This window comes from Bacillus cereus group sp. N21 (assembly GCF_016483395.1).
Classification (GTDB): domain Bacteria; phylum Bacillota; class Bacilli; order Bacillales; family Bacillaceae_G; genus Bacillus_A; species Bacillus_A pseudomycoides.
Genome location: NZ_JAEHBX010000035.1, coordinates 22,825 through 40,799 on the forward strand (window position 1 = coordinate 22,825; position 17,975 = coordinate 40,799).

The window sequence follows — 17,975 nt, forward strand, 5'->3', positions numbered from 1 at the left end:
TGGAAAAGGAGAAACAATATAGGTTTCTTCTTTTATTTGTGTCTATTAAAGCTCGAATTTTCATACTATAAAACGTACATACGATGAAGAAGAAACAATAATTTTTGGATTAGCAGGTAGAAATTTTGCGAAAAAAATTCCGTTCCTACATATTTTAGCCGGTATAGTTTGAAAGTTCTTCAAGAAGATCAAGTGGTAGTAGAAAGTCAGCACTCAAGACCAATTCCGGAAGCTTTAAAAATGGAGGCACATGTATACGCAGATGCAGCGCAAATTAAGTTTAGGCAGAGATGGTTTCAATTTTTAACAAGTGAAGAACGAACTTGCTATTTCGATTGATAAAATAAGTATACCATAAAATTGTTATGTAAACTTTATTTGGAATTATAGCTAAAAGATTATTTAGAAAAAAGTGGCCAACCTTTTAGTAAGCCGTCCTCTTTTGAGATACCAGAATTGGAAAAAGTATATATAAAAATAAGTATGATTTAAATACATTTTTTAATTAATAGGACAGGATAGTTTAGAACAATTATTGAAGAGTGAACCATTGTTCTATTTATTCATATTATCCGTATGATATTAATAAATAGAACAAAATGGAGGAAGATTAATGAAAGTAATTGTGTACACAAATTACGGTCCCCCCGACGTTCTTCAACTGAAAGAGGTAGAGAAACCTGTTCCTAAGCAAAATGAAATACTGGTCAAAATAAAAGCAACAACCGTAACAGCAGGAGATATTCGATCACGGAGTTTTACGGTTCCTCCTTCTGTTTGGTTACCAGCTCGAATCACACTTGGTTTTAGCCAACCTAAAAGAAAAATATTAGGAATGGAGTTAGCTGGAGAAGTTGAGTCAGTAGGGAAAGATGTCAAGCGGTTTAAGGAAGGAGACCAGGTTTTTGCGGCTACCCAAGTGGGTTTTGGTTCTTATGCCGAGTATATTTGTTTGCCTGAAGATGGAGCAGTATCTATTAAACCTTCTAATATAACCTATGAGGAAGCCGCTGCCATTCCAATTGGGGCACGTACAGCCTTGTTTTTTCTTAGAAAAGCTAACGTTCAGAGCGATCAAAGTGTTCTTGTCTATGGAGCTTCTGGAAGTGTAGCAAGTTATGCGGTACAGATTTCTAAGTATTTCGGAGCAAAAGTTACAGGGGTGTGCAGTAACACAAATGTAGAATTGGTAAAATCTCTGGGAGCCGATCAGGTAATTGATTACACTGCAAAAGATTTTTCTACTACAGACGAGACTTATGATGTTATCTTTGAAGCGGTAAACAAGAGCTCATTTTCAGATTGTATCAAATTGTTAAAGAAGGACGGTACCTATATAAATGTCGTTGAACCGTTGCCAAGTGTTCGAATGCTATGGACTAAATTGACAAGTAGTAAGAAACTAATATTAGGTCAAAATACACCTGAAACTTCCGAAGCATTAGACTTCCTTAAAGAACTTGTTGAGACGGGGAGGATAAAAGCGGTTATTGACAGGTACTATTCGTTTGAAGAGATTGTGGAAGCTCATAGATATGTCGAGCAGGGACACAAGAAGGGAAATGTTGTCATAAATGTGGAGCATAATAACAAATCCTAATAAATGAAGAATGCTCCGAGGTGAATAACAATTTTTTTTGCAGCTGCTAAACAGTATGGCATTTATACATGTGATTAAACCCTCTAATAACATAAAAAACATTGATATAACAATAAAAAAGCAGAGCGAATTCATGTGCGAATTGCTCTGTTTTTTATCTACTGCGGATACTTCAAAAGAGAACGGCTTAACCTTTTAGGAGGCTACTTTTTTTAAAATAGTCCTTTAAAGTTCCATCTTCAATGCAAGATAGGGGGAGCTTCATTTCGGTACCTTCCTTCATATTACGTAAAACAATGGTTTCTGTAGAGATTTCAGTATCACCGATAATAAGCACGTAAGGGATATTCTCTTTATTTGCGTAATTAAGGGACCGTTTTAATTTACGTCCAGCAAGTTCCAGCTCAACTTTGAAGGTACTTTTAGAACGCAAAAGTTGTGTAATTCGTAAACATTCCACTTCGGTGTTAATAGGAATAATGAAAATATCAGCACAAGTAGATTCCGTTTCTTTTTGCGTAAGAGCTGTATAAATAACATCCAAGCCAAAGGAAATCCCTACTGTTGGATAGGATGTATTGTCGTTACGAAAGGCTCCAATTATATTATCATAACGTCCGCCACTACCAATACTTGAAGTAATGCTTCCATCTGTTAAAAAAATTTCATAAACTGTGCCTGTATACATTGTAAGTCCTCTTGCTAAGAATGGATTGAAAACAGTATTGTCTTGGATACCAAGTGCAAGAAGGTATTGTTGTAATTGCTGTAGTTCATTGATTCCTTCCGTAACAAGTGAATTTGAGAAATTTTGTTTAAACTCATTAAGTTCTAATGTCATACAAGATGCAACTGTATGACAAACAACCTCTATAGTGTCATTTACTATTCCACGGCTTTGTAAATCCTTCCGTACACCGTCAATTCCGATTTTTTCAAGTTTATCTAATGATAAAATAACATCGTTTGTTTGTTCATCTTGAATTTCAACTGATTTAAGAATACCTGTTAATAACTTCCGATTATTATATTGAATTGTAACATCTAAGTTTAAAGTTTTGAAAAGATCAAATGCCATAGCCATCAATTCAGCTTCAGCAATAACAGATTCTACGCCGACTATATCAACGTCGCATTGAATAAATTCACGAAACCATCCTTGTTTTATTGGTCCATCACGAAAGACCTTTCCAATTTCATAGCGTTTAAAAGGCAGCCTGATATCCGGGTTCATTGCTACTACTTTTGCAAATGGAATCGTTAAATCATACCGAAGAGCGATTTCACGATTTCCTTGATCACGTAGTGTGTACATTTCTTTTAAAATTTCAGCACCGCCTCCATATTTATAAGCCATAAGTTCATACATATTTAATGTAGGTGTTTCAAGCGGTTTACAACCATATCGTTCAAAAGTCTCTTCACAAGCACGTTTAATTTTATTTCGTAACAACTGTTCCGCGGGTAAATAATCTTTTGTTCCTTTTACATTTCTTACATCCATTCGAATCACTCCTTTTTTAAATTAAAAAAAGCTATGCAGGTATAAAAATACCCACATAGCTTTATGAATGCTTCGTGGGTAACAGGAAAAGCCCTGTACCCACGAAGAAAAAATTCTTCGGATACACGGCATTATGTATGATGATGAAGTTGGAAAGAAGTATTAGAATTAAACATATTCAATCTCTCCTTAAGTTTTTTCAAAAGTATAACAAAAGATTTTTGAAATATCAATGTTTTTTGAAAATAAAAACAAGATTAATGGATGAATTAATCCTACTGTATATAAACAGTTTGAGTCATAGAATATGCTTGTCATTACTTGTTAAAAAATAGCAAAGTAAGCTACAATACTTATGTATTTGAAATTATATTTCCAACGTCTTTATCTCAATTCATATATTAAATAGTACATATAAATTTGTTGCAGGAGGATTTTAGCACAATGGAATACAAAACGAATGTAATGCGATTATTAGATAAGAAAAAAATCAATTATAAACATTATAGCTATGTGGATACTGATGCGATTAGTGGAATAGATGTTGCTTTGGTATTAGGACAATCTCCTAATCAAGTATTTAAAACACTAGTCACCATGGGGAAATCAGGGCAGCACTATGTTTTTGTTGTACCTGTAAATAAAGAATTAGATTTGAAAAAAGCAGCTTCTAGCGTTCGTGAAAAATCAATGAGCATGCTGAAATCTAAAGATTTACTCTCGCTCACCGGCTATATTCATGGTGGCTGTTCACCGATTGGAATGAAAAAATATTTCCCTACGGTCATTGATAATAGTGCTATGGAGTTGGATACAATAATCTTTAGTGCCGGGAAGATAGGGTATCAAGTTGAACTAGGACTAGATGAATTTAAAAAAATAATTCGCTTTGAACTACACGATATTGTAGTTGAGTAGTATATTATTAATTCCGATGATTGAGTTGGAGATATAATAGATCCATGTACTGGAATGTAATAAAAAGAGCCATTTGGCTCTTTTTATTATTTTATCCCGCATTAACGGGCAGTAAGACCCCCACCTCAAGATTCAGAGAGAAACGAGGAAGATAGGTGGGGGATCAACTGTCCGTAAAAGCCCGATTGGTTCAACTAATAATCAGTGGGGGATGAAGAAAACCCCCACTGATTAAAGTTTCACTTTATTGAGAAGGCTTGCTCTTCTTAATGGAGTGAAGATAGTGGGGCTAGGTACTGAAATTTAATTCGTATTATTTTGGAATTTCGGTATCTTTTTAATGCCTTCGGTTCCTATGATACTGCCAATAAGTGCAATTAATACGCTTGAAGAAATAAATTTGACTACATAATAAATTCCTGTTCCAGTAACCAAATCTAAGATTAAAAACTTTTTTATGGTTGAGCCTTTTATTATATGAATAACAATTTGATCATTTTTTCTATTCAATATTGTCACACCCTTATCCTTTTACAGAATTTGTGAGCGGGAAAGCCCACGTGCTTTAGCCGTGGGATGGAAGCAAATAAAAATCGTCTCTATTTTTATTGTTCTGCTATGCTAGAGGCAAGAGAAAATAAGATAAGAAAGGAGAAAACATTATGTTTGTCACGCATGCGTTTCAAATTCCATACGAAAAAGAACTATACGAATTTCTTCGTTCTATGCAACGAGAAGCAGCGACTGTTTGGAATGATATCGTTCGCGAAGCGACCAGTTATTATTTCACATGGAAGAAATGGCTCAGTAAAACAGAAATCCAATCAGTTCGCAAACAAACGTATAATTTGCATTCTCAAACGGTACAAGCAATTGCGGATAAATACGAAGTCAATCGTGAAACGATTCGTAAACTGCGAAAAACAGATAAAAAGGCAAAATATCCGTGGAGAAAAAAACATTTTTATTGCGTTCCATTAAAAAAAGCAAGTATGGATATCACAGACAAAACAATTGTAATTAAACGCGCTGATTTTAAAATCAATCTTATCGATTTATTAACGAAAAAAAAGAAAAAAGGCTGGAATGAAAAATTCCCAAAGAAAAATGCACATATCACGATTCCAAATTTGGCGCATGAGGATATATCAAATTGTAACTACGCAGAAATTGTATGGCGTAACGGTGCCTATTGGTTTTGTTATAGTGTTTCTATTCCAGAAAAAGACCTTTCTGGACAAGAACAAAAAGTAGCTGGTGGTGATCTAGGTGAAATTCATGCCGTAACCGTCGCAACAGAAGATAAAGCATTATTGATTTCTGGAAGAACGATACGTAGTATTTCTCAATTTCGTGCAAAAGCATTAGCAGACCTAAGTAAAAAAATGTCACGCTGCAAAAAAGGTTCTCGTCAATGGAAAAAATATAAAACGGCACGAAATCGTATTCGTCAAAAAAGTAAAAATCAACTCGAATATTTAGAACACAAAACAACAAAAGAAGTGGTTGAGTTTTTAGAACAAGAAAATGCCACACATTTTGTCATTGGAAATGTATCAGGAATTGAAAAAAGCACAAGGAAAAACCAAAAAAAGAAACAAAAAACAACAAAAAAGAGAAGACAACAATTATCTTTATGGAACCAAGGGAAAATGAAACAAAAACTAACATACAAATCATGGTTAAAAGGTATACAAATAGATAAAACAGAGGAAATTTATACGTCACAAAGTTGTCCATTTTGTGGTGGTAGACACAAAGCAAATGGACGAAGTTTCAAATGTTCTGTTCACAAAACAGAAATCCATCGTGATGTAAACGGTGCACAGAATATTGCCCGTAAATTATATCAGATGGACGTAAAACCAATCGTTTCGATTGTATATAAACAACCAGTTTGGCATAGACGTTTTTTGTCTGAAGATATGAGACAAAAAACCAAACATCCAAATGATAAACCGAAAAAAAGTATCGCCTGTCGAATGGCGTAGTTGGCACAGACCTTGCCCTCTTTTTGGTGTGTTTCACTGCTAAGAGTTGTTCGCCCAAGTCTTGCCTCTGCATCTTCTTCTGGAAGAATGCAAGTAGGGTGTTTGCGAAAAAGAATCCCATGGCTTCAGCCGTGAGAGTGGTCAAAAGGAAAGGTTGTCATATTCACTCATGACTACATAATAGTTATCTAATTTCAGTGTTGATGATTAAAAAGTGAAAAGAGGTTAACTAGCTTTTTAACAAAAGCTTCATTATAAAAACAAAAGAGCAGCTAGCAAAAGCTAACTGCTCAGCCCCCAGGGAAAGGGAGAAAAGATTGTAGGTACTACAAAATTGTATAAAAGCTATTCACCAGCCTTTATACAGTATGTACGGAATTTGAAATATTATGCAGATGGGAAAGAAGCTATAGTATACAAAATTTCGCAATATAAGACAGGTGAAAAATAAAACGACAAGAATATGTAACATATATTGAAAAAGAAGAGAGGGAGAAAGATGTGGAGAACGACAGATCTTTGTGATGCTTTTGAAGGAGACGTACAAGTATGTAAGCCTATTTTTCAATCATATGGGAAGAAAGAACGATTTCATGGAAAGATTGCTACGGTTAAAGTGAAAGATGATAATGTATTAGTAAAGGAAGCACTGCAAACTTTACCAGAGGGGACTGTGTTAGTAGTTGATGGAGGTGCTTCTACGAACTGTGCGTTACTTGGAGATAACTTGGCAAACATTGCAAAGGAACGAAATATAGCAGGGATTATTGTATATGGATGTGTTCGTGATTCTAAGTAACTGCGAAACATAAATATTGGTATTTTAGCATTAGGTACAATGCCGAAGAGAAGTAGAAAAGAAGGAAAAGGAGAAACAGAAATTCCTTTGCAATTTGGAGAAATTAAGTGGATTCCTAATCAGTATGTGTATGCTGATGAAGATGGTATTATTGTATGTGAACAACCGATTCATAGTAACCTGTAGTATCTATATAATAGAAGCTTTATAATTTAATGTAACCGGCTATTATTCTTAGAAAATAAATCAGAGAAAACATAGACAAAATCTCGTGTCAATAGTAAAATAATACAGAAATTTATAATTTGATGAATGTATAGGTATGTCGTTTATACGATAACTTTAAAAGGAAATTGGTGGAAATAAAAATGGGTTCGCCGCTAAAAGTGAATGTTATCACAATGATACATTCATCAGCTACATGATCTTTCCTATACAAATACAACCGCTACCTATGCGGATAGGAGGAGGTGTTGTGCATTTTGTTTAGCACTCACGGTAGAGTGCTATTGCACGCCCTTGAAGGGCCTTTTTTTATGTATATGTAAGCAAAGGGAGGAATAACCAAGGATGGCAATGATAAAAAAATGGCTGCTTACGTTGATAATGGCAGTGGCATTAGTATTTGTTTCATTTACAAATACTGTACATATTACGTTTGCTGAAGGGAAAACAGCAACACTTGCGATCATTGGGGAATCGCAAAAAGGAGTTATTTTATGTCCGAAAGAAGTGTCAATTGAAGATGGAGAAACAGCCTATAGTTTGTTACAAAAAGTTATGGGGACTAAAGTAACAGCTGAGAATACGAAGTATGGTATGTATGTTAAAGGTATTGACGGTTTAATGGCTGGTGATATAAGTGCTACAAGCGGATGGGCATATGATGTAAATGATCAAGCTGCCATGGTAGGGGCAGATAGTTATAAATTAGAATCTGGAGATGTTGTTGCATTTCGTTTTGTTGTAAATTGGGACAATATGAGCATAGAAAAGTTGCAACAAGTACTCGATAAGAATGGAACTTGTAAAAAAGATTCAGGTACAGCAAAACCAGAAGAACAAAAGCCAGAGGGACAAAAACCAGAAGAACGAAAGCCGGATGGACAACAGCCTGAGGAGCAAAAACCAGAAGAACAAAAGCCAGAGGGACAAAAACCTGAGGAACAAAAACCAGAAGAACAAAAGCCGGATGGACAAAAACCTGAAGCTCAGAAGCCACAAGAACAAAAGCCTAATGAGTTGAAAGAACCAATCAAAAATGAATTACTAATGAAGCAATTAGATCAAGCGATTGCTAAAACATCAAAAAAAATGATGGAAGATGGAATCGATAGTGATTGGGTAGCAATTGCACTTGCTCGTTCAGGAAATAATATTCCAGTAGAAACAAAAATTAGTTATTTACAATCTTTAACACAAAAAGTAGAAAAACGTGTGGAACGATTTAGCGCTACAGATATAGCGAGAACTGTTTTAGCGATATCAGCGGTAAATGGAAATCCAACAAATGTTGCAGGAAAGAATTTAGTTCAAAAACTATATCAATCTGAAAAACTAAATTCTGTTACTGGTTATACATTTGCTTTACTTGCACTTGATACAAAAAAATATGAAGTACCGGCTGGAGCAAAGTGGAATCGTGCGGCTTTAGTAAAAGAGATTTTAAATGGACAGCATACAGACGGTGGTTGGACATACAATGTTGAAAGTAGTAAGAAAGAAGCTAGTAATATTGATGTAACGGGTATGGTTTTATCGGCATTAGCACCATATCAGAAACAACCAGAGGTAAAGCAAGCTGTAAAAAAAGCAGTGCAATATTTATCAAATAAACAATTGAACACTGGCGGATTCGAAGCTGATGGCCAAGAAAATTCTAATAGTGTTGCACAAGCAATTATTGGACTTGCTATTACAGGGATTGATCCAACTAGTGAAGCATTTACTAAAAATAATGTAAACGCAGTTCAAAATTTAATATCATACCAACTTGCAAATGGTGAATTTAAATGGTTGCCAAGCGACGAAGAGGGTAGTAGTATGGCTACTGAACAAGCACTTTTAGCACTTGTTCAATATAAGGCATTTGTAAATGGTAAAGGTTCTGTATATGATTGGACAAATTCATCAACTGAAGATGATATAAACTTAGTTGATGAGCCGAAGGAACCTGTAGTGGATGAGAGCAATGTGATTGAAAAGCAAGAAGTGATTCAAAAACAAGAGAAACAAACAAACGATGAGAACTCTCGTGTTGTTACGAAAGATAACACAGTAAATAATGAAAAAACTGCAAAAAATCGTCAGTTACCAAAAACAGGAGCATCTGCTTGGGATACTGCTATGCCAGTAGGAATGGGCGTATTATGTATCGCTTCAGCATATGTTTTATGGAGACGAAAAGCAGCTTAACAAAAATTAGGAGCAATGATTTGCTCCTAATTTTATTAGGAAAGGTGAGAAAAACATGAATATGATGAAATGGTTATTCTCAGTTGTCCTTTCATTTGGATTGCTTGTTGGATGTAGCCAAAATGAGTCAAAATCTGAACAAAAAGCAATTTCAAAAACGGAACAAAAAGAGAAACTGAAACAAGAAGAGAAAAAGGAAGAAAGTAAACCGGAAGAACAGCAAGAATCAGTAGAGAAAAAGCAACAAGAAGAGCTACAAAAGGACAATCAGGAACAAAAATCGCAAGAACAACCTGAAATAAAGAACGAAGAGAAAAAAGAGCAAGAACCAGTTGCTCAGCAAAAACAACAAGAACAAACAAAAGCGCAGCAAGAAAACGCTGAACAAAAGAAAGCACCAGAAGTAAAAGAAGAAGCTAAAGTAGTTAATCAGCCGAAAGAAACACCGAAGCAGGAACAGCAGAAAGATCCCAAGGCTAAAGAAACAACTCAAGGAGGAGATTCTGTTTCTGGAACGGTTACACCAAGTCCTGTGCCACCAGAAGGAGATGGAAAACCAGATCCGGTACCACCACCAAAACCAGAGGAAAAGCAAGTTACCATTTCTGTACATGGAGATCAGGGGTATTTATTAGGTGCGAAAAAAGTAGATATGCAAGAAGGAACTACAGTTTTTGATGTACTAAAGAATACGGGATTGGAGATTGATTCAACTGGATCTGGAAATAGTAAATATATAAAAGGAATCAATGACTTATATGAATTTGACAAAGGACCGAAAAGTGGATGGAAATACCGTGTCAATGGTACTTTTCCAAACCGAAGTGCAGGTGCATATAAAGTAAAACCAGGAGATAAAATCGAATGGGTATATGTGTTAAATTAGGAAAGGGCTTTAGGTAAAGGTTATGAAAATCATTTTTTCTTCTTTACATCCTTTTGTGAATTTTTTCTATTATATTGGGGTGATGATACTATGTACGATGTGTCTTCACCCTCTTTTTTTAATGGGTGCGATTATTATGATTGTACTGTTAAACATCATGCAAGGAAATGGCGAGAAAATAAGAACAATGTTACCAAGCACATTTGTTTTCTTTGTAATGGTGATTGTGTTAAATCCTTTGCTAACGCATAGGGGAGCGACGACATTGTTTCGTTTAGGGGATAATCGAATTACATTAGAAGCGTGCATGTATGGGTTAATAATGGGATTATTATTACTTGCTATTATGTTCACATTTACTTCCTACAATGACATGATTTCAAGTCATAAATTTTTGTATTTATTTTCACGGATTTCACCGAAAGTGGCGCTATTGACAATGATAACAGTGCGTTTTGTTCCTTTATTCATCCGGCGTTTAAGACAAATTACACTTGTTCAAAAAACAAAAGGTGTTCAATTAGATTCAGGCTCATTCATAGGGAGAATCAAAAATGGAATGAAACTCTTACAGGTGTTGCTTGTTTGTTCTCTAGAAGATGCATTACAAACGGCAGATTCTATGCAAGCGCGTGGATTTGGAGTGACGAAGCGTAGTACGTACATTCGATATCGAATGGAAAGGCAAGATTGGTATATACTTGCCTGTTTAGTGATTTTATTACTAAGCTGTTTTGTGTTTAATTATTGTGGTGCTGGTAAACTATTAATCTATCCAAGGGTGGAATCACTTGTATTTCAGCAATATGATGGACTATTATTCGTGTTATTTATACTGTTTATTAGTTTACCAATCATAATGGAAGGGAGGGAATGGTTATGGTGGCGCATGCAGAAATAAAAAACTTAGCATTTACGTATGCTGATGAAAAAGTACAAGCATTAACAGGCGTTTCCTTAGCGGTTTCTCAAGGTGAATTTATTGTGCTCGCTGGTGGTTCAGGATGTGGTAAGACAACACTTTTGAAACATTTTAAGAAAGAGTTACTCCCAATTGGAAAGCGCACAGGTAGTATGTATTATAATGGAACTTCTTTACTGGAGATGCCAGACTTATTGTCAGCACAAGAAGTGGGAATGGTGTTTCAAAATCCAGAAAATCAACTTGTTATGGATACGGTAATTCAAGAATTGGCATTTTCTCTTGAAAATGTTGGTTTAGAGACAAGTATAATTCAAAAGAGAATCGCTGAATTAATTAGTTTTTTAGGTTTTCAAGATTTGTTACACCAGTCTGTTCACACGCTATCGGGAGGACAAAAACAACTTGTTAATTTAGCGGCAGTTCTTGTTTTGCAACCTAAATTGTTACTGCTTGATGAACCGACAGCACAGCTTGATCCAATTGCAGCAAAAGATTTTTTAGGGTTATTGAAACGAATTAACGAAGAACTCGGGATTACAATTATCATGAGTGAACATCGTTTAGACGAAGTAATGCCACTAGCAACTCGAGTTGTGTTTATGAATGCTGGGGAAATTATTTATGATGGAATTCCGCAACAGGTTATATCTAAAATGTGGACAGTAGAAGAATTCCGACCGTTTATTCCTCAAATTCCAAGATTGTTTTTAGAATGGAATGTAGAGCAAATACCCTTTACGGTAAGGGGAGCACAAACACAAATTCATTCCGAGTTACCTATCGAACATGAAGTGCCAGTTATATCGCAAACAGAAAAAAAAGAAGTGATTTTACAAGTAAAACATATATCCTTTCAATATGAAAAAAATAGCCCTTTTATTTTACGGGACTTAACCTTATCAATTGAACAAGGGAAGTGGACTGCGCTTGTTGGGAAAAATGGTACTGGAAAATCAACACTTTTAACCATCTTGGCAGGATTAAACAAAACTAGAAGAGGAAAAGTACGGTGGAACGGAACGGAGATTCATAAAATTGATTCAAAGGAACGATTTAAAAGAATAGGTTTTGTATCGCAACATCCATATTATCATTTTACATTTGAGACGGTGTGGGATGAAGTTTTTGAAAGAGCAAATGAATTATATGGTGATATAGGGAAAGAAATCGCAGAAGATATGTTGAAAAGATTTTGGCTTCATTCTATTCGAGATCGTCATCCACATGATTGTAGTGGGGGAGAACAACAGTTAATCGCACTATGTACGGCTTTATTATCGAAGCCAAATTTATTATTACTAGACGAACCGACAAAAGGGCTTGATCCAGAAAAAAAAGAAAAATTAGGTGTGCTGTTTCAAGAGTTACAAAAAGAAGGAACAACAATTGTGATGGCAACACATGACATTGAATTTGCAGCTAAATATGTTGATCATTGTATGATGTTATTTGATGGGAACGTAATTATGGATGATACACCAAAGAAATTCTTTAGTGATAATTTCTTTTATACAACATCTATTAATCGTTTTATTCGCAAGCAATTACCTTATGCATTAACGTGGGAGGATGTGTACCAATCGTGTCCAAACGATATTTTTCTCTCATAATGCTTAGTTTCATTATTGTAATAAGTACGCTTCTCTTTACTTCTTTTGTAACAGATAAATATTATATTTGGTGTAGTTTATTTTTATTATCCATTATCATGTTACCTTTTTATATACGATTTGAGAGGAAAGCATTTGTTTCACGTGAAATAGTCATTGTAGCTGTTTTAGCAGCAATAGCAGCAGTTAGTCGTGTACCGTTTTCCATTATACCGAGTGTACAACCAACATCTTTTGTTATTATTGTATCTGCAATTGTTTTTGGAAGTGAAACAGGCTTTATGATTGGGGCAACGGCAGCACTTGTATCTAATATATTTTTAGGACAGGGGCCTTGGACACCGTGGCAAATGTTTTCTTGGGGAATGATAGGCTTTATAGCTGGTTTACTTCGAAATACATTTATAATGAGAAAGTTATGGGGGAGAGTCATCTATGGGTTCATAGCCGGCTTTGTTTTTGGCTGGATTATGAACTTGTGGGGGATACTTGGCTTTTTAGAAGGATTAATATGGAAAGACTTTATTGCATACTACGCTGCAAGTTTTTACTTTGATCTAGCTCATGCACTCTCAAATGTAATTTTTCTTGTTTTGTTTAGCTCATCGTGGATTAGAATTATTACAAGGTTTAAAAAGAAATATGGAATTTTAGATGATGATAAAGAGCTATTATCTCAAGTAAACAAAGCATAAGTACATATCATAAAGCATAAGAATATAAAGTAGGGTCGCGACTTACATATTCGTTTGCCTCTTTCATGCTTCTTACCACTGGTGAGAAGCATTTTTTCATACATATTATAATGTGAAAAATGTCAAGAAATCGATTTAATATGCTTCGATTTTTATATGAGATTTTTTATATAATAGTAAATGAGAAAAAATTCAAAGAGGAGATGCCTTATTCATGAAGCTAGTTGTTCCAAAGCAGCACGGTGCATGGGGGATGCTGCTGATTCCATTTATACTTAGTGTAATACTTGGTAAAGCTACTTTCTATCATATTCCACTCTTTATCGCTTGGTTATTTATCTATTTAGCAACATATCCATTTTTAATGTACATGAAGCAACCGCGAAAGAAAGCATTTTTACATTCAGCAATTATTTATTTTATTATTGCATGTGTCTTCGGTATACTATCTTTACTATACGAGTGGAGAATTCTTTTCTTCGCAGCTGTTATGATTCCGCTCTTTTTTGTGAATATATATTTTGCTCGTCAAAAAAGGGAACGAGCTTTAGTAAATGATATTTGTGCAATACTTGTTTTCTGCACGGGCGGTTTGATTAGTTATTATTTTTCAATGAAAACAATTGATGAAACAGCATGTTGGATTGCAGCAACTTCTTTTTTATACTTTTTAGGTAGTACATTTTATGTAAAAACAATGATACGTGAAAAGAATAACCCGACATATCGCTATGTATCATGGGGATATCACATTTTCTTAACTGTTGCATTGTTTGTAGTAAACCCATGGCTTTCTCTAGTTTTTATACCTAGTCTAGTTCGAGCAATTATATTATATGGTAAGAAAATATCTATTTTAAAAGTAGGGGTTTTAGAAATCGTTAATTCTGTATATTTTTTAATTGTCACGGCAATACTGTTTTAGTATGCCATTTGAGTTACATCCCACCTAGTAAATAGATGGGATGTATTTATTCTTGTTCCAAAATATGAACCGCATGATCACATTTTTGTAAGGCGTGCTCCACAGCCTGTAATGATTGTTCTATACGTTCTCGATTATCACTTTTTTCGACTGTTTGTAATGCGTTTTCTAAAGATTGTTTTGCTCCATGTAAAGAATGATAAGAATCTTGAACATATCCACGTGCGTTTTTGCTCATTATATATTCCTCCTTTATCCCGCTATTTGTGGGCAGTAATACTCCTACCTCAAAATTCGGTGAAAGAAAAGAAGTTAGGTGGGAGTTAAACTGCCCGTAAAAGCTCGATTGGTCGGGCTAATAATCAGTGGGGGATGAAGAAAACCCCCACTGATTAAAGTTCCACTCTATTGCATACACTTCTAGTATGAGCGTTAGAAAAGAAAATATAACTTGTTTTAAATGTTTTATCCCTGCTATTACAGATAGTAATGGTTCAATTGATTAAAGTTTCACTTTATATGATTTGACAATTGAAATGAAAATGGCTATAGTAGGCTATAAAGTGAATATTTTCTTATCCAGAGAGGTGGAGGGACTGGCCCGATGAAACCCAGCAACCGCGATGCAGGTGCTAATTCCAGCAGAACATATTTGTTCTGGGAGATAAGACGAAGATAAATACGTAACTTCTTCTTATCGAAGAGGTTTTTTTGTTGCAAAAAAACCGATTCTAAAAACAACAGAATAAGAAGAAAGGGGTTGCAATTGTACTGTGACACTTGAAAAATACGTAAAGCTGCGTAATGCAGTATATGAATATATGATGGAGCAAGATAAACCAATATCACTATTAGATATTCAAGAACATATCGTTTCGCATCATGAAGGAAAATTCACGAAAAAAATGTTACACCAATTTTATTTATCAAGGTTATTAGACGAATTGAAACTGGATGGGAAAATTACTTTAGCTGATGAAGAATACCTCTATGCTGAAAAAGGGGTATATTATAAGGCGCGAAAAGGGAGCTAGGCTCTCTTTTTTCATGCTATGATTTATCTGAAAATTAAAAGGAGTATGTAGAGTAAAAGACTGCAGAAGCAGCCTGATACAAGGGAATGGTGTTGAGTGTGTAGTGTCAAAAGTTGAATATGCCCTGAAAGAGGCATTTCATTCGGCTAAAAACGAAAAGAGACACCTTCGCCGAGTAGGTGTCAGTTGTTGTGTCATGTAGGCTTGCTACTTGACATGTATTAGAATATCATGCAAACCAGGCGGAGTCAAAAGGGAATTTAAGGAAAGGTGTTGTTTGGAGATGAATGTACTAATCATATATGCACATCCCAATCCATCTAGTTTCAATGCAGCTATATTAGAAAATGTACAAAAAGGACTGCAAAAAACAAATCATTTTGTTACATTGCTTGACCTATATAAGGAACAATTTAACCCAGTACTTATTTTTAATGAAGATAAGAGAAGACGTGATTTAGTATATGAAGAAGAGACAGCGAAATACAGAAAATTGATCAAAGAGGCAGATTTTTTTATTTTTATTTATCCAATATGGTGGTGGGGAATGCCAGCTATTTTGAAAGGGTTTATTGATCGCGTTTTTGTTACAGGGTTTGCTTATAAATATGAAGGGGCGTTACCAAAAGGATTACTCATAGGAAAAAAAGCATGGGTTATTAATACTTTAGATTCGCCGTTATGGTACGTGGCACTCTTATATCGCTCTGCTGATTGGGTGATTATGAAAAAGGGGATTTTACGATTTTGTGGTATACGCCAAATAAAACGTTCAGTCTTTCAATCTGTAAAAACAAGTAAAGCGATAAAACGGGAAAAGTGGCTGCTAGAAATGCAAGAAAAGGCTAAAAAATTATGAGTGAAATAGAAAACATAATGAGATGCTGTAATCGTACTGATGAATTGTTCCGTACATATATTGCTTGTTTGCTTCAATTGAAACACCATAGCGAGATGTTTCAAAAAGTGTATCAAGAACTAAGAGTTGATTATTTAGTAAGGGGAATTTGTGAACGGGAAGTCGATGGGGCTATTAAAGAAAGCAAGGAGTATAAGATGTATGACTTACCCAAAGCATTACGGTGGGATCTTTTACGAGCAAACCCTTCGAGTATAGAAAATGTATGTACAGAATTATTTGGGTACGGGAGTTTAAATTTCACTACTAGGGAATGGGAAAATGTGATTATATGTATTGAAAATGAACAATCACAATAATAGTTATTATGTAAAAAAGCTAGTATAAAACTAGCTTTTTTGTATGTTTTAAAATCAAATAAAAAGGAAACATAAACCGATAACTACACCTGCATAAAGTAAGTTAATTACACAGAATCCCATAATATCGCGTGCGCTTAAACCAGCAATTGCTAATGCGGGTAATGCCCAAAACGGTTGAATTAAGTTCGTCCAAGCGTCACCCCATGCAATGGCCATCGCTGTCTTAGCAGCGGGGACGCCAAGTTCAGCGCCTGCTGGGATCATAATAGGAGCTTGTACAGCCCATTGACCGCCCCCAGATGGTACAAAAATATTTACAATTCCCGCACTTAAAAATGTGAATAAGGGAAAAGTAGTTTCATTTGAAATGTGAATAAAGAAGTTTGAAATAGCTCCTCCAAGTGAAAGTCCTTCGCTATTTGCACCAATCATCATGCCCATAATTCCAGCGTAAAATGGGAATTGCAATAAAATTCCGGAAGCGCTTTTCGTTGAATCTGAAAAGGCGCGAATATATTGGATAGGAGTACGGTGGAAAATAAGACCGGCGATTAGCAACATAAAAATAACAATATCGAGTGTAAGATTAAAACCTTTCGTACTAAAGTAATGAATAATATAGATAATTCCTAAGAGACCAATGCAGACAGTCATCCAAATACTATTTTCCATTTTCTCAGCAAATGTACGAGCCTCTATTTCTTGGGTAGCCGCTTCTTCTTGAAATACACTCGGATCAACAGTAATCGTATGCTTTGCATCAGGGTGCATCGCTCTATTTATAAGTGGCATGGTGAATAAGAAGATGATAACAGGAACAAGCGCATACGGTGAAAATAATGTTTCTGTTATGGGGATGGCCTCTTTTATACTTCCAGCAGTTGTTTTGATTAATGTTTCACCACCGGATGCTAGAGTAAGTGGAATTGAGGCAGAAAGTCCAGCGTGCCAAATAAGGAACCCAGAATAAGAAGAAGCAATTGCGAGACGGTAGTCTAATCCCTTTATATGCTTTGCAACTTCTTTTGCATATAAAACGGACACAACAATACCAAATCCCCAGTTTATGTATGCGCCAAGCAAACTGACAATAGAAATAGCAATAATACCTTGTCCGCTTGTTTTCGGCAATTGTGCAGCCTTTGCTAAGCCTTTACGAATAAGCGGAGCGTTAGCTAAGGCAGAACCTGTAACGAGAACAAGTGCCATCTGCATGGCGAAGGCTAAAAGTCCCCAAATGCCATTCCCCCAATGGGCAATCATTTCTACTGGTGATTGCTGCGTTGCAAACATCCCAAAGAAGATAACAAAAATTGTTAATAAACAGGATAAAATAAAGGGTTCTGGTAAAAAGCGCTGCACAAGCGCAACACAACCATTTGTAAAAGAACGAAACAAATTAATCAACCTCCTTAAGTTTATTTCTTTAAAATATTCGCGGTGGTTGAAGAA

The 17,975-nt window shown here is 35.3% G+C and carries 16 protein-coding genes, 2 pseudogenes and 1 riboswitch; of the genes and pseudogenes, 14 read left to right on the plus strand and 4 right to left on the minus strand.

Annotated features, from left to right (window positions below):
- Nucleotides 1-82: 82 nt before the first annotated feature.
- A pseudogene (locus JDS96_RS18735) lies at nt 83-339 on the plus strand (aromatic ring-hydroxylating oxygenase subunit alpha); the annotation flags it as partial.
- 274 nt (nt 340-613) lie between these two features.
- Nucleotides 614-1,600 (plus strand): NAD(P)-dependent alcohol dehydrogenase, encoded by a 987-nt coding sequence (locus JDS96_RS18740; protein ID WP_199667664.1) that lies wholly within the window; start codon nt 614-616, stop codon nt 1,598-1,600.
- Between the two features lie 187 nt (nt 1,601-1,787).
- Here the strand turns inward: JDS96_RS18740 and JDS96_RS18745 are convergent, their stop codons facing one another.
- Complete coding sequence (locus JDS96_RS18745; protein WP_199667665.1) at nt 1,788-3,104, minus strand: histidine--tRNA ligase; 1,317 nt, start codon at nt 3,102-3,104, stop codon at nt 1,788-1,790.
- Between the two features lie 444 nt (nt 3,105-3,548).
- Here JDS96_RS18745 and ybaK point away from each other — a divergent pair, with 444 nt between their 5' ends.
- The gene (gene ybaK, locus JDS96_RS18750) at nt 3,549-4,022 is read left to right on the plus strand and encodes a Cys-tRNA(Pro) deacylase (protein WP_199667666.1); all 474 of its coding nucleotides are present in this window, start codon (nt 3,549-3,551) and stop codon (nt 4,020-4,022) included.
- 303 nt (nt 4,023-4,325) lie between these two features.
- On the opposite strand, the gene JDS96_RS18755 is transcribed toward ybaK, so the two are convergent.
- Nucleotides 4,326-4,535, minus strand: a complete 210-nt coding sequence (locus tag JDS96_RS18755) for a hypothetical protein (protein WP_033799665.1) — start codon at nt 4,533-4,535, stop codon at nt 4,326-4,328.
- Nucleotides 4,536-4,684: 149 nt separating this feature from the next.
- Between JDS96_RS18755 and JDS96_RS18760 the strand changes: the two genes are divergently transcribed.
- The 8 genes and pseudogenes from JDS96_RS18760 to JDS96_RS18795 all read left to right on the plus strand — a co-directional run bounded on the left by JDS96_RS18760 (nt 4,685) and on the right by JDS96_RS18795 (nt 14,268).
- A complete protein-coding gene (locus JDS96_RS18760; protein WP_199667667.1) occupies nt 4,685-6,013 on the plus strand; it encodes an RNA-guided endonuclease InsQ/TnpB family protein in 1,329 nt (442 codons plus the stop codon).
- Nucleotides 6,014-6,512: 499 nt separating this feature from the next.
- Nucleotides 6,513-6,998 (plus strand): annotated as a pseudogene (rraA, locus tag JDS96_RS18765) (ribonuclease E activity regulator RraA).
- A 384-nt stretch (nt 6,999-7,382) separates the two neighbouring features.
- Nucleotides 7,383-9,227, plus strand: a complete 1,845-nt coding sequence (locus tag JDS96_RS18770) for a DUF4430 domain-containing protein (RefSeq protein ID WP_199667668.1) — start codon at nt 7,383-7,385, stop codon at nt 9,225-9,227.
- Between the two features lie 55 nt (nt 9,228-9,282).
- Nucleotides 9,283-10,113: a DUF4430 domain-containing protein gene (locus tag JDS96_RS18775; RefSeq protein ID WP_098124935.1), complete on the plus strand. Its 831-nt coding sequence runs from the start codon at nt 9,283-9,285 to the stop codon at nt 10,111-10,113.
- A 22-nt stretch (nt 10,114-10,135) separates the two neighbouring features.
- The gene (locus JDS96_RS18780; RefSeq protein ID WP_026008614.1) at nt 10,136-11,014 is read left to right on the plus strand and encodes an energy-coupling factor transporter transmembrane component T; all 879 of its coding nucleotides are present in this window, start codon (nt 10,136-10,138) and stop codon (nt 11,012-11,014) included.
- Complete coding sequence (locus tag JDS96_RS18785; protein WP_199667669.1) at nt 10,987-12,648, plus strand: ABC transporter ATP-binding protein; 1,662 nt, start codon at nt 10,987-10,989, stop codon at nt 12,646-12,648. The genes JDS96_RS18780 and JDS96_RS18785 overlap by 28 nt, the downstream gene beginning before the upstream one ends.
- Nucleotides 12,621-13,343 carry an ECF transporter S component gene (locus JDS96_RS18790; RefSeq protein WP_199667670.1) on the plus strand — a complete coding sequence of 241 codons (723 nt, stop codon included), beginning with the start codon at nt 12,621-12,623 and terminating at the stop codon, nt 13,341-13,343. The genes JDS96_RS18785 and JDS96_RS18790 overlap by 28 nt, the downstream gene beginning before the upstream one ends.
- A 214-nt stretch (nt 13,344-13,557) precedes the next feature.
- Nucleotides 13,558-14,268 carry a YwiC-like family protein gene (locus tag JDS96_RS18795; RefSeq protein WP_098135514.1) on the plus strand — a complete coding sequence of 237 codons (711 nt, stop codon included), beginning with the start codon at nt 13,558-13,560 and terminating at the stop codon, nt 14,266-14,268.
- A gap of 46 nt (nt 14,269-14,314) precedes the next feature.
- On the opposite strand, the gene JDS96_RS18800 is transcribed toward JDS96_RS18795, so the two are convergent.
- A complete protein-coding gene (locus JDS96_RS18800) occupies nt 14,315-14,506 on the minus strand; it encodes a hypothetical protein (RefSeq protein WP_199667671.1) in 192 nt (63 codons plus the stop codon).
- A 334-nt stretch (nt 14,507-14,840) separates the two neighbouring features.
- A riboswitch (SAM riboswitch) is annotated at nt 14,841-14,939 on the plus strand.
- A 102-nt stretch (nt 14,940-15,041) separates the two neighbouring features.
- Here JDS96_RS18800 and JDS96_RS18805 point away from each other — a divergent pair.
- From JDS96_RS18805 to JDS96_RS18815, 3 genes are all read left to right on the plus strand, one after another.
- Nucleotides 15,042-15,302: a hypothetical protein gene (locus tag JDS96_RS18805; protein WP_003202914.1), complete on the plus strand. Its 261-nt coding sequence runs from the start codon at nt 15,042-15,044 to the stop codon at nt 15,300-15,302.
- 283 nt (nt 15,303-15,585) lie between these two features.
- Nucleotides 15,586-16,161 (plus strand): NAD(P)H-dependent oxidoreductase, encoded by a 576-nt coding sequence (locus tag JDS96_RS18810; RefSeq protein WP_199667672.1) that lies wholly within the window; start codon nt 15,586-15,588, stop codon nt 16,159-16,161.
- Nucleotides 16,158-16,520, plus strand: a complete 363-nt coding sequence (locus JDS96_RS18815; RefSeq protein ID WP_199667673.1) for a hypothetical protein — start codon at nt 16,158-16,160, stop codon at nt 16,518-16,520. The genes JDS96_RS18810 and JDS96_RS18815 overlap by 4 nt, the downstream gene beginning before the upstream one ends.
- 54 nt (nt 16,521-16,574) lie before the next feature.
- On the opposite strand, the gene JDS96_RS18820 is transcribed toward JDS96_RS18815, so the two are convergent.
- Entirely contained in the window at nt 16,575-17,921 is a 1,347-nt protein-coding gene (locus JDS96_RS18820; RefSeq protein WP_199667674.1) for a short-chain fatty acid transporter, read from the minus strand.
- Between the last annotated feature and the right edge of the window lie 54 nt (nt 17,922-17,975).